The following is a 15,287-nucleotide window of genomic DNA, read 5'->3' on the forward strand; positions in this document are numbered from 1 at the left end:
TCCGATCCTATGGATCTTTTTAAATGAGACTTAAATCCATATAACCGGATTAAAATCCGACCCTACAATATCTATCGAGCCTATGGCTCTTTTTTCATTATTTCAAACAATTATATAAATTCCGTTAGGAATGAAAAATATTGTAGCAACGGATTTTAATCCGTTGAAATTAAAGACGATTTTAAGAAAGTTCCGTAGGAACGGCACATTTGTAAAGCGGATCATCGTGCTGGCGAGCTTGGTTTTATTACGCTCCAACGCTTCGGAGAAGCGAAATATTTATAGAAACATATTAATATTTATAACAAAGCTCGAGCGGAGCGACATTTTTTTACAATTTTTATATATTTCGCTCCACTGGAGCTTTTTCCATATGGGCATAATTGAATTTCTATAAATATTTCGCTTCTCCGAAGCGCGGAAACATTTTTAAAACGGTATTACTTTTCCAACAACGACAAATCCTCCCAAACATCAACATAATTGCCGTTTTCCGCAATTAAAAATCTGCTTCCGGGAGCTAATCCCAAATAAGGTAAAAGCAACGGGCAAATTTCTTCTAGATGAGACGCATGCAAAGGCTTAAAAAAATCATCGGCTTCAGAATAATTGCCTGCATAGATATACCATCCGTTTGTACCGTTTTCAGCGCGAAGTCTTGATCCGTAAATTGGCATTTCGTGCTTATTCTCAATTATATTTAATGAAATTCCAATCTTTAGATTTAGATCACAAGCTTCAAAATTCAAACCGTATTTATCGCAGATTTCTTTTTGAATTTCAATTAAATTATCTTTTTCTATCATTACTTCTAAAAATTAAAAATACTTTGGATCTGTCATCCATGTTATTTCGTTATCTTCATGAAATATCGGACAAAGAATTATTTCTTTCTCTCCTTTCTCATTGATAATATACCAATCTGTTTTGGTATCAACTATTAAATCAAGAAATTTTTTTTCCTCTTCTGCCTGACTTAGATATAGATCATCATCCTCAACTCCTTCACCTAATAAAATACTATCTTGTATAGAGAATTTTACAAAATCTGACATAAGTTCATTTTCAGATGGCTCAGCCAAATAATCAAATTTGTACACAATATCTCCGGAACTTCTCATGTCCCAGTTGGTTTCAACAATCGATCCGATATTAAGGTCTTTCCAATACAATTCGAATTTCTTCATTTCTCTTTAATTTTAAAATCTAAATATTACAAATTCAAACTAACCACTCACTAACCAACTTCCTGTACGTTTCACCAATCGGCAAAGCATTTCCGCTTTTCATGACAATCTGATTTCCATCAATCACTTTAATTTTATCTTTTGGAATAATATACGAACGATGAATCCGAATAAACTGATTCGTGAGTTTTTCCAAAATATCTTTCATATTTTCCAATGCCATAATTTTTTCATCATTGGTATGAATTCGGATATAATCTCTTAAACCTTCAATATACAAAATATCATTTAAAGCAATTTTATAATGTTTTCGGTCAGCTTTTACGACAAGATAATCATTGTCCGGTTTTTCATTAACCTGAAAAGTTTCCTGCCAGCGAATGAACTTTTCTACACTTTGATAAAATCGGTTAAACGTAATTGGTTTTAGTAAATAATCAATCACATGAAACTGAAAAGCTTCCAGAGCATATTGCGGATAAGCCGATGTAATAATAAAATTGTACTTCTGATTGAACATCTGCATCAACTCAATTCCCGTTAATTGTGGCATCTGAATATCAATAAAAATCAAATCGACTGATTCTGTGTTTAGAACTTCAATTGCTTTAAATACATCGCTGTCTGCATACAAAACATTCAACATTGGAACTTTAGAAGCATAATCGGCAATTAGTTTTACAGCAAAAGGTTCGTCGTCCAGAATAATGCAATTTATTTTTTTATTCATTTTAAATCTATTTCAAGTTCGGCTCTAAAATGGTTTTCTTCTTTTGTAATTTTCAGTTGGTGTTTTTCAGGATAATGAATCTCTAAGCGCTTTTGTAAATTGTCCAAACCTATGCCACCCAAACTATCTTTTTTCTGTGTTCCGATTGTATTTTTTACTTTGAAAGTTAGTTTTCCTGATAAGACTTTCAGGTCAATTTCGATTGGTTTAGTATTCGAAACCGCTCCGTGTTTTAAAGCATTTTCAACCAAAGGCGATAAAATGTACGGCGGAATTTCTTCAAATTCATTCTCCAATTCCAGCTTCAAATCGACAACAACATTTTCCTGATGCCTTAATTCTTCGAGTTTAATATACGCTTTTATATAATCAACTTCGTCAGAAAGTCTGATTTTTTCTTTTTGAGATTCGTACGTGGTAAAACGCATAATCTGACTCAGTTTATCAATTGCCGTCAATGACTTATCTGACTGAAAATAAACCATTGAGTAAATGTTATTTAAAGTATTAAATACAAAGTGCGGATTAATCTGTGCTTTCAAAAATTTGATTTCAGTATTCTTATTTTCCTCCAAAATAATCTGGTTGTATTCCAAAAGGCGAATCGAATAAATCACAAACCAAAGAAACGAACTCAGGATAATTGTCATACTGCTGTATTGCATATTATCGAGCATATAATTCAGAAAATTAATATCGGTATAATTTACTTTATCAAATAAAATTTTGGTTATGACTTGTTCTGAAAGAAATCGGAGAAAAGTAAAAACCAGATAAGAAACAAAAACACCAGCAAAAAGTCTTTTCCAGTTAAAAGCTTTAAAAACCTTTTTCATTACAATCAGATAATGAAAATAAAATGTCAGAACAAAGACAATAAAATAAGTCCAAAGAAATAAATCGGGTGTAAAAAAATGTGCGCTAATCGGATTTTTCACGAAAGTGAAATAAAAAATTAGAACCCAATAAATAAGATGAATCAAGCATTCGAGCTTTTTAGTAATAGTGCCTTTATACATTTGGTATATTTTTAAAACAAAGATATACATTCAGTAAAAAGCTTTTTTACGGGTTTGCAGATTAATGAGCAGGGTTTGTCGATAAAAGTGGTATTTCAGTTTTAATTGGAACAGTTTTGCCCTGTAATTAAATTCAAAACCATGAACAGAATCATTTTAATAGCCGTTTTATTTCTATTTCAAATTAACGCCAGTGCTCAACAATTTTCTATAAAAGGGAAAATTATCAATCAGAACAAAACGCCTTTGGAATTTGCTACAGCAACTTTATTACAAACCGATAAAAAACTTTACCAACAGACTTCTACAGACAGTTTAGGTAATTTTATGTTGAAAGCTGAAAAAGGAAATTATGTATTGATAATAGAACAATTTGGAACCGAATTCAGGAATAAAGAAATAAGCGTAAATCAAGATCAGGATTTAGGAATTATTGAAGTGAAAGAACAGATTCAGCTGGAAGGTTTGACGGTAAAATCCAGAAAAAAACTGGTAGAACAAAAAGTAGACAGATTGGTTTTTAATGTCGAAAACTCCGTTACTGCAACTGGAGGAACGGCTTTGGATGCTTTAAAAACTACACCAACAATAAGAGTACAAAACGAAACCATTTCTATTGTTGGTAAAGGAGAAGTTCTGGTGATGATTGACGATCGTATAAACAAAATGACACAGGAAGATTTAACCGCATTTTTAAAATCAATTCCTGCAGATAATATTAAAAGTATCGAAGTGATTACGACTCCGCCTGCCAAATACGAAGCCGAAGGAAACAGCGGATTAATTAATATTAAACTGAAAACCGCTAAAACCAATTCCTGGAATGCCAATCTTGGAACCTCTTTTGTTCAAAGAAGTTACGCCAGTGGAAATGTAAACGGATTATTTATTTATAATCACAAAAAACTTTCTTTGCAGACTTCTGTCAATAAAGGAAAAAACCAACTTAGAACTACTTCTGATAACCGAATTTATTATACAAATGAATTATGGAAACAGGACATTACAACAAAATCAGAAACTGATTTATTGAGTATAGGATTGGGTTTTGATTACAAACTAACAGAAAAATGGACCACCGGAATTAAGTATTTAGGAAGTTTTAATGACAGAACTTCGGCAAACAATCCGTTAACGACTCGTTACAATACTTCGGGAGAAATCAATTCTTATATTTTATCTGATGTAAAGGGCCAAAACAAACCGCAGATGAATTCTGTGAACTGGAACAATTCGTTTAATTTGGACAGCAATGGCAAAAATATTACAGTCGATTTAGATTATTTCAATTATCAAAAGAATGATTCCAGAATATTCTCAGGAAATGAAATGAATGCTGAAAAAGAAAATATAGACGTAACTTATTTTTCTGCTATTAATTCGAATGTTAATCAACTGAAGAATTATTCAGCAAAAATTGATGTTACACTTCCCTATTCTTTCGCCAACATTAGTTTTGGAGGAAAAGGATTTTATACGAACACCAAAAATAATTTGAATGTTTTTGATAACGAAACAGGAACACCGGTTTTAAATACCAATTACTCTAACATTTTTACTTATAAAGAATATAATCAGGCTTTGTACTTTTCGGCAAGTAAAAAACTAAATGAAAAATGGGAAACACAAATTGGTTTAAGAGCCGAAGCCACACAAACAGAAGGTTTTTCAGAGAATCTGGACCAAACGAACAAAAACAATTATGTAAAGCTTTTTCCAACTGCTTATTTGACGTATACGGCCAATGACAACAATTCTTATTCATTAAACTATAGCAGAAGAATCCGCAGACCCGATTTCGATTATTTGAATCCGTTTGTGATTAAAACGAGTCCGTTTTATTATTCAGAAGGAAATCCGTTCTTGAAACCGTCTATAATTGATAATTTGGAGTTCTCGTACATTCGCAATCAGAAATGGGTTAATAACATCTATTTCTCTCAGGTTTCAGACTTCGGACAGGAATTGGCTATTATCGATCCTGAAACAAACATCACCAAAAGCACACCTATTAATTACGCTAATACCTATCAGATTGGAATTTCGACTTACTATAATTTCAATAAATTCAGCTGGTGGAACAGTTTCATGGGTTTTAACCTGAATTATCAAAACGTAAAATCGAAAACGAATCTTATTGCATCTGTAGACGGCTACAACGGTTATATCTACAGTAATAATGATTTTACAGTAAATAACTCCAAAACAGTATTTCTTGGTTTAAACTACGGATTACAATTGCCAGGACGTTATCAGGTTTTTAATATTTCGACTTTAAATATTTTGGATGTTTCGGTTAAGTTTTTAGCTCTGAAAAAGAACCTATCGATCACGCTTACTGGCGAAGATTTATTAAATGCGCAAAAGCCATTAATTTCTTATTACTCTAACGGAATTAAAAATACAATGAAAAATTACGGAGATTCAAGAGGTTTTAGAATTGCTTTAAGCTACAAGTTTGGTAATAAAAATGTGAAATCGAAAGAAAGAGGTTTTGGAAATGAAGAGGAAAGGAATCGTGCGAATTAAACAAAAATTTAAAAAATTAACTTAGAAAAAAACAGCTCTAAATTTCCTTTATTCTAAGGGCTTTTCAGCTGTTTTTTACTCTTTTCAAAGAAAAATCAAAACAAAAAAACAAACAAAAACTTGCATATATGACCAATCGGTCATATATTTGCATCGTAAAATACAATTCACCATGACAAAAGGGGAAGAAACCAAACAATTTATTATAGAAAAAGCCGCTCCTATTTTTAACACAAAAGGAATTGCAGCTACTTCTATGAGCGATATTATGGAGGCAACCAAATTGTCTAAAGGAAGTATGTACGTTCATTTTGAGAATAAAGATGTTTTGGCCTGCGCTGCTGTAGACCATAATATGAACGTATTAAGCACAAAACTTCAGACAGCTGTTAGTCAGGGAAAAACTGCCGAAGAACAACTTATCGCTTACATAGATTTTTTCAGTAATCCGTTAAATCCACCAGTAATTGGAGGATGTCCGTTATTGAATTTTGGAACTGAAGCTGATGATACCAATCCAATTGTAAAAGAAAAAGTAAACGCAGCAATCAAACGCGGACAACAGCTATTAACATCCATCATAGAAAAAGGAATCGCAGACGGAGAATTTAACCAAAACTGGAATGCAGCAGAATTTGCAGCCGTTCTTTTTGCTTCGCTTGAAGGCGGGCATCTAATGACCAGAATGTCCGGTAACAACGATAAAATGAAAACCATAACAACAGCACTTAAAAAAAATATAGCTCATAAAAAGCTGTAATTTTTTTTATTATAAAAATGACCGATTGGTCATATTTAAAAATAATTCATAATTTAAAAAACAAATACCATGTCAAAAACAATTTTAATTACAGGAGCATCAAAAGGATTCGGAAGAGCCTGGACAGAAGCTTTTTTAACAAAAGGTTATAACGTTGCAGCAACAGCCAGAAATGTGGATACCTTAAACGATCTTAAAGAAAAGTATGGAAATTCAATTTTACCTTTAACACTAGATGTAAATAATCGTGCAGAATCTTTAGAAATCGTTCAAGAAGTAAAAAATCATTTTGGAACAATTGACGTTTTGATCAACAATGCAGGTTACGCACTTACAGGCGCTGTTGAAGAAGCGAGCGAAAAAGAAGCAAGAGAACAATTTGAGACCAATTTCTTTGGAACTTTATGGTTAACGCAAGCCGTTCTTCCGATTATGAGAGAACAAAAAAGCGGCCATATTATTCAGGTGTCATCTATTTTAGGATTAGCCACTTTACCAACCGGAATGGGATTATATAGCGCTTCAAAATTTGCAATTGAAGGTTTAAGCGAAACGCTGGCTTCAGAAGTAAAACAATTCGGAATCAATGTTACTTTATTAGAACCAAACGGTTACGCGTCTAACATTTGGCATACGGGAATTACCAGCGAAAGTTTACCCTATTATGACGAAATTAAAAAAGCTTTGGCTGAAAGAGAAAATATATTTGGTAAAGTAGAAGCCACAGCTCCGGCAATTGTAAACTTAGTTGAAAACGAAAATCCTCCTTTAAGATTATTACTTGGAAAAGTAGCTCTGCCATTCGTTAAACAAAGCTACGAACAAAGGCTTGAAAGCTGGGAAAAATGGAATGATGTTTCCGTAGAAGCCCATGGTTAATTTCATTTTAAATATTTAATAATAAAGGCAGTCAATCACAGACTGCCTTTATTATTTTTAGAAAGTATCTCTATATTTATCCATTATCGTTTTGAACAAATCTTTATTGGAAGGTGGTGATAATACAATAGCTTTAGAACCCGAATTAATAGATTCATCTATATCTGTTAAACTTTTTCCTCCGGTTGCCATTACAGGAAAACCCGGAAATTTAGCTGTAATTTCTTTTACAATTTTATTCGTGTTTGTTCCTCCCGAAACATGAAAAACATTTACTCCCGCTTCTATTCTATTCTTTAAAAAATCAAAATCAGAAGTAGCGACAGTTGCAAAAATGGGTATGGAAACTTTTTGTCTGATCTTTTTAATGTCTTTATTCTCAAACGGAATATTTACAATAATGCCCGACGCTCCCATTTCTTCTGCGTAAATTGCCATTTCCAGAGATTTTTTTCCTTTCGTCTTTCCTCCTCCTACTCCGCAGACAACAGGTTTACCAGAAAAATCAATTAGTGTTTTTATGATTTTTGGCGAAGGCGGAAAAGGATAAACCGCCAAAATAGCATCGGCATCATTATTCTCGATTAAAGCCATATCGGTAGAGAATAAAAATGATTTTAAATTATAATTTCCTAATATTAATCCCTGACAATTATTCTCAATAATATCAGGCGTACTCAGTTCTTTAGCGATGTTTTTATTTCTCCTAAACAGCTTGTCCCAGAATGAAATTTTCTTTTTGCTTCCCCAAATTGAATTGATCTGCATGCTTCTATTTTTTTACATTTTGACCAAATTTAGTATAGTGAAATTTATTTTTTTTATAAAATGCAGCCTAAAAATTACATCTTGTAATGAGTACAGGAAAATTTGTAGTGAAACCAAAAATTGAATATTTATCGGTGTTTAAAATCAAATTATCTCATAAAAAAGAAACATCTTTTGCGTGTATTTTTTGAGTAAATTTAGATAGCTAAATCAATTCCGGATTAGATTAAAAAACATTGCAAATGCTGACACAGGAAAATACAGGTTTAATAATCGTTGATGTTCAGGGCAAACTCGCCCGTATTGTACAGGAAAGCGAAAAAATGATTGCTAATCTTGAAAAACTAATTCGTGGCTGTCAAATACTTTCGGTACCGATTATCTATCTCGAACAAAATCCAAACGGACTGGGAAATACTGTTCCCGAATTAGAAAAACTATTAGCAAATCAAAAAGCAATAGAAAAATATACTTTTAATGCATTTGAAAACGAAGAGTTTCAGCAAACCGTTTTAAAAGCAAATAAAAAACAGTGGCTAGTTTGTGGTATTGAAACGCATATTTGTGTCTACCAAACTGCTATGGGGCTATTAGCTCATAATTTTGAAGTCGAAATTGTGGCAGATTGCGTTTCTTCCCGCTCAAAAGAAAGTGTTGATCTGGCTTTGCAAAAAATGCAACAAAAAGGAATTAACTTAACGAATGTTGAAATGTGCCTTTACGAATTGGTTAAAGATTCTAGAAACGAAAATTTTAAAGCGATATTGAATTTGATCAAATAATTTAAAATTTATATAAAGTATATTTTTTGTGTTTTTAAAGTGTTAAGTTTACACTTAACTTATTAACTTCAAAAACCACTTTATGAGATTAATTCTATTCGCCTTGCTTTTTCTCTTCTATTCTAGCGCATTAAAAGCACAATCTACTTCAGCCTTAAGTCCGGATAAAAGTCTGGAACTAAAAATATCAGTGACAGATGGGAAAGTATTTTATAATTTATTCTATCAACAAGAAGAATTTCTAAGCCAATCACCTTTAGGACTTTTGAGTTCAGTAGGGGATTTTACAAAAGATCTTAAATTAATTGGTAAAACTTCTTCTAAAATTCAAGAGTCGTATAAACTAAACCGTTCAAAAGTAAGTGAGGTAAACTATCTGGCAAATGAAACTAAGTTTACGTTTGTCAATAAAGAAAATGATACAATCCATATAGTCTTCAGGATTTCTAATAATGATGTTGCTTTTAGTTATTGGATTCCAAAAAGCAAAAAGAATAGCAATGATTGTATTGTTGAAAAAGAAATAACTGGTTTTAAACTTCCGTCGGGAACAACGACTTTTATAACACCACAAGCTCCGCCTTTAAGTGGCTGGGAGAAAACAAAACCATCTTATGAAGAAGAATATACAAGAGAAGAAAAAGTTGGAACAAAATCACAATACGGATTAGGTTATACTTTTCCTGCGCTTTTCCATTTAGGAAACAAAGGCTGGTTATTAATTTCTGAAACCGGAATTAGCGGTAATTACCCTGGAACAAGATTAAGTGATGCTGATTCAGAAGGAATTTATTCTGTTAGTTTTCCTCAGGAGGGCGAAAACAATTTTAATGGCGCGGTTACAGCCTCTTCTACTCTGCCCATGCAAACATCATGGAAAACAATTACACTGGGAAAAACATTAAAACCAATTGTAGAATCTACTGTTTCTACAGATGTTGTAAAACCGCTTATAAAATCTTCAAAAGTATTTGACACAGGTCGTGCAAGCTGGAGCTGGATTGTATGGCAGGATGAAAGTTGCAACTATAACGATCAAAAAACTTTTATTGATCTAGCAGCAAACCTAAAATGCGAGTTTATTTTAATTGATGCGCTTTGGGATGTAAAAATCGGTAAAGAAAAAATGACTGAATTGGTAAATTACGCAAAATCGAAAAATGTCGGCGTTATTTTATGGTACAACTCTAACGGGAACTGGAATACAGCACCACAAACTCCAAAAGATAAAATGAATACCGCAGAAGCCCGCAGAAAAGAAATGCAATGGCTACAGCAAATTGGAGTAAAAGGTTTAAAAATCGACTTTTTTGGCGGAGATAAACAAGTTACCATGAAATTGTATCACGATATACTAATTGATGCAGCCGAATTTGGTTTGGGAATTAATTTTCATGGCGCTACACTTCCGCGCGGATGGGAAAGAATGTATCCTAATTACATGACGAGCGAAGCAGTATTAGCGTCAGAAAATTTAGTTTTTCAGCAAGGATTCAGTGACAGATATCCTTCAACAGCCACTATTTATCCTTTTACCAGAAATACAGTTGCAGCAATGGATTTTGGTCCTGTTTTCCTGAACAAACGTCTACATCGTGATCCAAACAAAGGAACAGTAAGAAAAACAACGGATGCTTTTGAAATGGCAACTGCTGTAGTATTCTTTTCGCCAGTTCAGCATTGGGGCTTAACTCCTGAAAACTTACAAGAAAAACCTTCTTACCTATTTGATTACTTAAAAAATGTCCCAACAGTATGGGATGAAACAGTATACTTAGATGGTTATCCTGGAAAGTATTGTGTAATTGCCCGTAGAAAAAACACAAAATGGTATATAGCTGCAATTAACGGTGAAAACGTCCGCAAAAAAATCACAGTCAATCTTCCAATGTTAAAAGGAAAAGGAGTTTCTATTATAGCTGACGGCAATGAACAGGAATCTAAATTTAGTATTCAAAAATTGCAAAATACAACTTTTGATTTTAATCTTTCTCCAAATGGAGGAACTGTAATATTTACTCCTTAACAAACAAAAAAAACATTTTTATACCTAATAAAAGCTGAATTTCATATTCAGCTTTTTTACTTTAAACAAATTAATAAATGCTAAAAATAACACTTCGCTGAATGACGGAATTAATAATTAATCGTTATTTCATTCGCTAATCCTTTGTCAATGCCGACAATCTTTACTATTTTTATCAAATCGTGTAGTTCTTAAGCTACAGAATTTAATATTTTATAAAAGACAAATTTAGAATGAACAACCACAAAAAACTTAAAGCAGTCGCTTTCGGAGAAGTACTTTGGGATATTTTTGACAACATAAAAAAAATTGGCGGAGCTCCATTAAACGTGGCGCTTCGTATGAAAGCTCTAGGAGCTGATGTTAATATGATCAGCTGTGTAGGAAACGATTCAGACGGCGAAGCGATTATCAATGAAGTAAAGAAATTAGGTTTAAATACAGAAACAATTCTGAAATCAGATAATTATCCAACCGGATTGGTTAATGTGACTTTGGACGAAACTAAATCCGCCACTTATGAAATTCTTTATCCTTCTGCCTGGGACAAAATTATTTTAAATGATACTGCCAGAGAAACTGTTCAAAATGCCGACGTTTTAATTTATGGAAGTTTAGTTTGCAGAGATGAAGTTTCCAGACAAACATTGGAAGAACTACTTCATACAGACGCTTACAAAGTTTTTGATGTTAATTTAAGAAAACCTCATTATACTTATGAAATTCTAAAACAGTTAATGGACGCAGCCAATTTGATTAAATTTAATGATGAAGAATTAATGGAAATAAGTGCTGCTTTTGATTCTCCTTACACTACTTTAGAAGAAAACATGAATTTTATCTGCTCTTTTACTAATGCCATTGCTATATGTGTTACAAGAGGAAAAGATGGCGCTTTATTATTGTGGGACAAACATCTTTATGAAAATACTGGCTATGTTGTAAAGGTTGAAGATACTGTAGGTGCTGGAGATTCTTTTTTAGGCGCTTTGGTAACTTCGCTTTTAACTGGCAAGGAACCGCAGCAGGCTTTAAACTTTGCTTGTGCAACCGGAGCTTTAGTTGCTGGTTCTTCCGGAGCGAATCCTGAAATTCTTTTATCGAGAATTGATGATTTGATTAATCAGAATTAAATAATATCCTAGATTAGTTTCACGCAGATTTTGCAGATTTAAGCAGATTTCTTTGTTTTTTTTTATAAAAAATCTGCGTGAAAATTTAAAAGCTCAGTGGAGCTATATATTCTCACAAATATTTCATCAAATTGAAGAAATCAATCAAATTAAAAATCTGCTTAAATCTGCAAAATCTGCGTGAAAAACAAATAACATGAATCTTTCCATAAAAAACAACAAACTGACTTCTTTAGCAAATTTTTATAATTTAAACATCCAAAACACACTTCAAACATGGGAAATATGTAAATTTTAAATGGAATTATTTCTTCCTAATCTTTATGGGTGCAGTAACTTGCGAATTCTAAATAATTTAAGGAAGAATGATGAAAAAATTACGAATTTCTCTTATCAATATACACGGACTCTTAAAAGGTTCTGGACTCGAAATCGGTCGTGATGCCGATAACGGCGGACAGACCAAATATATTTACGAATTAGCCGAATTTTTATCCCAGCATGAAGATGTCGAACATGTACATTTGTTTACCAGATTAATCGACGATCCTTCTCTTTCGCCCGAATATGCAGTTCCTGTCGAAATTATAAATGATAAATTGGATATAAGACGAATTCCATTTCTGGGTAAAAAATACAAAGCAAAAGAACAGCTTTGGGAAGGTCTGGATACTTTTGTAAATGGTGTTGTACAGCACATCAAACAACATAATATTTTTCCCGACTGGATTCACTCTCATTACGGAGATGCCGGTTACGCAGCTGCCGAATTATCGGCAATATTAAATATTCCTTTTGCACATACTGGACACTCATTAGGTTTTTACAAGAAGAAAAAATTACTCGAAAGTGGGCAAACTGAGGAAGATCTTGAAAAGAAATTCAAATTTGCCGCCAGAATTGCCGCCGAAGAACGAACTTTAGAACTCTCCGAATTTATTGTTACTTCTACAGAACAAGAAATTGAAACCTACAAAGCTTACAAGAATTTCGAATTAGCCAAATACCACGCTATTTCACCCGGAATTGACACCAGAAAATTTGTTCCTTATTACTTTCAGGAAAGCGATACGGAAAAAAATCTGGAAGAAGCACAACGCAAATACTGGGTTGCCGAAAGCATTTCAAAATTCCTTACCAATCCACACAAACCCATTATTCTGGCGCTTTCAAGACCAGATCGTCATAAAAATCTAAATACGCTTATTGAAGTTTACGGTAAAGACAAAGAACTGCAAAGTATTGCTAATCTCGTCATTTTTGCCGGAATACGAAAAGATATTGCCAAAATGCCTGAATCTGAAAAAGACGTTTTGACTGATTTATTGCTGTTAATGGACAAATACGATTTGTACGGAAAAATGGCAATTCCTAAAAAACATGATGTCGAAAATGAAGTTTCTATCATTTATCGGTATGCTGCAGAGAAACGAGGTGTTTTTGTCAATTTAGCTTTACATGAAAACTTCGGCTTGACCGTAATAGAATCGGCAAGTTCGGGGCTTCCGGTTGTGGTTACTAAAAATGGCGGGCCTTCAGAAATTATTCCCGTTTGTCAAAACGGAGAATTGGTTAATCCGCAGGAAGAAAGTCAGATTAAGAAAGCGCTTCGAAATATTTTAACTGATGAAAATCGATGGAAATACTATTCGAATAACGGTGCACTTAATATCCAAAAATATTACAGCTGGGTCAGTCATGTCAATCAATATGTAGAATTGGTTAATGAAAATTTATCGCTTTCATCTGGTGCCGGCATTAAAAAACAGCATTATCCAAATATCAATATCAGTCGATTAAAAAGAAAAATTGATCATCTTTTGGTTTCAGATATCGACGGAACTTTGATCGAACCTAAACTGGCTAATCCGGGTTTAAAAGAATTAAAAACACACCTTACCAATCGTACGGATAAAATGGCTTTTGCAATGGCTTCTGGCAGGAATTTAGAGTTGGTTAAAAAAGTAATCGACGAAGAAGAATTTCCCCTCCCCGATTTTATTATCTGTTCTGTCGGAACTGAGATTTATTACACCAACGGAAAAGATTATATTTTGGATAAAGGCTGGGCAAAATTCTTAGCCGGAAGATGGAAAAGAGAGGATATCGTAAACCGGTTAAAAGCTGTTAAATGGATAAAACTTCAGGAAGAAGAAGCACAGAATCCTTATAAAATCTCTTATTATTATGAAAAAGAACATTACAATCATGACGAATTAATTGAAGCTTTGGGAACAGGCTGGTACAAAGTAAATATTATTCCGAGTCATGGGCAGTTTCTGGATTTCATTCCGAAAAGAGCTTCTAAAGGAAATGCAATTAAGTTTTTATGCCGAAAATGGTCAATTCCATTATCAAATGTTATTGCAGCGGGAGATTCAGGAAACGATGTTGATATGTTTAGAGGTACTATAAGAGGAATTATTGTCGGCAACCGAAGCGCAGAACTGGCAGATTATGAAACGACCAAAAGCATTTATGTTGCCAAAACATCTGCTTCCGAAGGAATTTTGGAAGGATTAAAACATTATAAAATAATAAAGTAAAAATTAAAGCCACGAATTTTTAATTCGAGAAAATTAGGGCAATTAGTGGCAAAAAAATATTAAACACATAGAAACATAGATTTTTTTAAAGATTAATAAAAGAATTTAGAAAAAAACTAGTTTCTAACACATAGCCAACACAGTTTGTCATCCTGACGAAGGAAGGATCTCCGCAAGTAGCTCCGCATAGTGAATCGCCAATCTTTGTAGAGTTTCTTACGGAGATCCTTCCTTCGTCAGGATGACAAGTTTGAGAGTAATATAGTAATAATGAAAACTATGTTTTTATTGTAAGTGAAATGCCTTTCAAGACAAATCGTAAATATGTTTCTATGTGTTTAAAAAAAAATTTAAGCCACGAATTGCGCTAATTTCCACAAATTTTTAATTAGATAAAATTCGTGGAATTTGTGGTAAAAAAAATTAAACACATAGAAACATAGATTTTTTTTAAAGATTAATAAAAGAATTTAGAAAGAAACTAGTTTCTAACACATAGCCCACACAGTTTGTCATCCTGACGAAGGAAGGATCTCCGCAAGTAGCTCCGCATAGTGAATCGCTAATCTTTGTAGAGTTTCTTACGGAGATCCTTCCTTCGTCAGGATGACAAGTTTGAGAGTAATATAGTAATAATGAAAACTATGTTTTTTATTGTAAGTGAAATACCTTTCAAGACAAAGCATAACTATGTTTCTATGTGTTTTAAAAAAAATTAAGCCACGAATTGCACGAATTTCCTCGAATGAAAAATTTGTGAAAATTCGTGCAATTTACGGCAAAAAAATTAAATACACAGAGCTATGTTCTTTATTGTAAGTGAAATGCCTTTCAAGACAAAGCATAACTATGTTTCTATGTGTTAAAAAAAAATTAAGCCACGAATTACACCAATTTCCTCGAATGAAAAATTTGTGAAAATTCGTGC

Annotated in this window: 12 protein-coding genes; 7 read left to right on the top strand and 5 right to left on the bottom strand. The window is 33.0% G+C overall.

What is annotated here, in order from left to right:
- Positions 1-440: 440 nt before the first annotated feature.
- The 4 genes from HYN56_RS18985 to HYN56_RS19000 are packed head-to-tail and all read right to left on the bottom strand — an operon-like array spanning position 441 to position 2,753.
- Positions 441-806, bottom strand: coding sequence for an immunity protein Imm33 domain-containing protein (locus HYN56_RS18985; protein WP_205727627.1), 366 nt, complete (start codon positions 804-806; stop codon positions 441-443).
- A gap of 12 nt (positions 807-818) precedes the next feature.
- On the bottom strand, positions 819-1,187 hold the full coding sequence (locus HYN56_RS18990) for a hypothetical protein (protein WP_109193615.1): 369 nt from the start codon (positions 1,185-1,187) through the stop codon (positions 819-821).
- A gap of 34 nt (positions 1,188-1,221) precedes the next feature.
- Positions 1,222-1,917: a LytR/AlgR family response regulator transcription factor gene (locus HYN56_RS18995; RefSeq protein WP_109193616.1), complete on the bottom strand. Its 696-nt coding sequence runs from the start codon at positions 1,915-1,917 to the stop codon at positions 1,222-1,224.
- On the bottom strand, positions 1,914-2,753 hold the full coding sequence (locus HYN56_RS19000) for a sensor histidine kinase (RefSeq protein ID WP_240622587.1): 840 nt from the start codon (positions 2,751-2,753) through the stop codon (positions 1,914-1,916). The genes HYN56_RS18995 and HYN56_RS19000 overlap by 4 nt, the downstream gene beginning before the upstream one ends.
- A 324-nt stretch (positions 2,754-3,077) precedes the next feature.
- On the opposite strand from HYN56_RS19000, the gene HYN56_RS19005 reads away from it, so the two are divergent.
- The 3 genes from HYN56_RS19005 (at position 3,078) to HYN56_RS19015 (ending at position 7,104) form a co-directional block, all read left to right on the top strand.
- Complete coding sequence (locus HYN56_RS19005; RefSeq protein WP_109193618.1) at positions 3,078-5,465, top strand: outer membrane beta-barrel family protein; 2,388 nt, start codon at positions 3,078-3,080, stop codon at positions 5,463-5,465.
- 172 nt (positions 5,466-5,637) lie between these two features.
- The gene (locus HYN56_RS19010; RefSeq protein WP_109193619.1) at positions 5,638-6,225 is read left to right on the top strand and encodes a TetR/AcrR family transcriptional regulator; all 588 of its coding nucleotides are present in this window, start codon (positions 5,638-5,640) and stop codon (positions 6,223-6,225) included.
- A gap of 69 nt (positions 6,226-6,294) precedes the next feature.
- A complete protein-coding gene (locus HYN56_RS19015) occupies positions 6,295-7,104 on the top strand; it encodes an SDR family NAD(P)-dependent oxidoreductase (protein WP_109193620.1) in 810 nt (269 codons plus the stop codon).
- 57 nt (positions 7,105-7,161) lie between these two features.
- Here the strand turns inward: HYN56_RS19015 and HYN56_RS19020 are convergent, their stop codons facing one another.
- A complete protein-coding gene (locus HYN56_RS19020) occupies positions 7,162-7,872 on the bottom strand; it encodes a hypothetical protein (protein ID WP_109193621.1) in 711 nt (236 codons plus the stop codon).
- 242 nt (positions 7,873-8,114) lie between these two features.
- On the opposite strand from HYN56_RS19020, the gene HYN56_RS19025 reads away from it, so the two are divergent.
- The 4 genes from HYN56_RS19025 to HYN56_RS19040 all read left to right on the top strand — a co-directional run bounded on the left by HYN56_RS19025 (position 8,115) and on the right by HYN56_RS19040 (position 14,359).
- Positions 8,115-8,654 carry a hydrolase gene (locus tag HYN56_RS19025; protein ID WP_109193622.1) on the top strand — a complete coding sequence of 180 codons (540 nt, stop codon included), beginning with the start codon at positions 8,115-8,117 and terminating at the stop codon, positions 8,652-8,654.
- Between the two features lie 82 nt (positions 8,655-8,736).
- Entirely contained in the window at positions 8,737-10,680 is a 1,944-nt protein-coding gene (locus tag HYN56_RS19030; protein WP_109193623.1) for a glycoside hydrolase family 97 protein, read from the top strand.
- Between the two features lie 233 nt (positions 10,681-10,913).
- Positions 10,914-11,813: a carbohydrate kinase family protein gene (locus HYN56_RS19035; protein WP_109193624.1), complete on the top strand. Its 900-nt coding sequence runs from the start codon at positions 10,914-10,916 to the stop codon at positions 11,811-11,813.
- Between the two features lie 365 nt (positions 11,814-12,178).
- Complete coding sequence (locus tag HYN56_RS19040) at positions 12,179-14,359, top strand: HAD-IIB family hydrolase (protein WP_109193625.1); 2,181 nt, start codon at positions 12,179-12,181, stop codon at positions 14,357-14,359.
- Positions 14,360-15,287 lie beyond the last annotated feature (928 nt).

Source organism: Flavobacterium crocinum (assembly GCF_003122385.1).
Lineage (GTDB): Bacteria > Bacteroidota > Bacteroidia > Flavobacteriales > Flavobacteriaceae > Flavobacterium > Flavobacterium crocinum.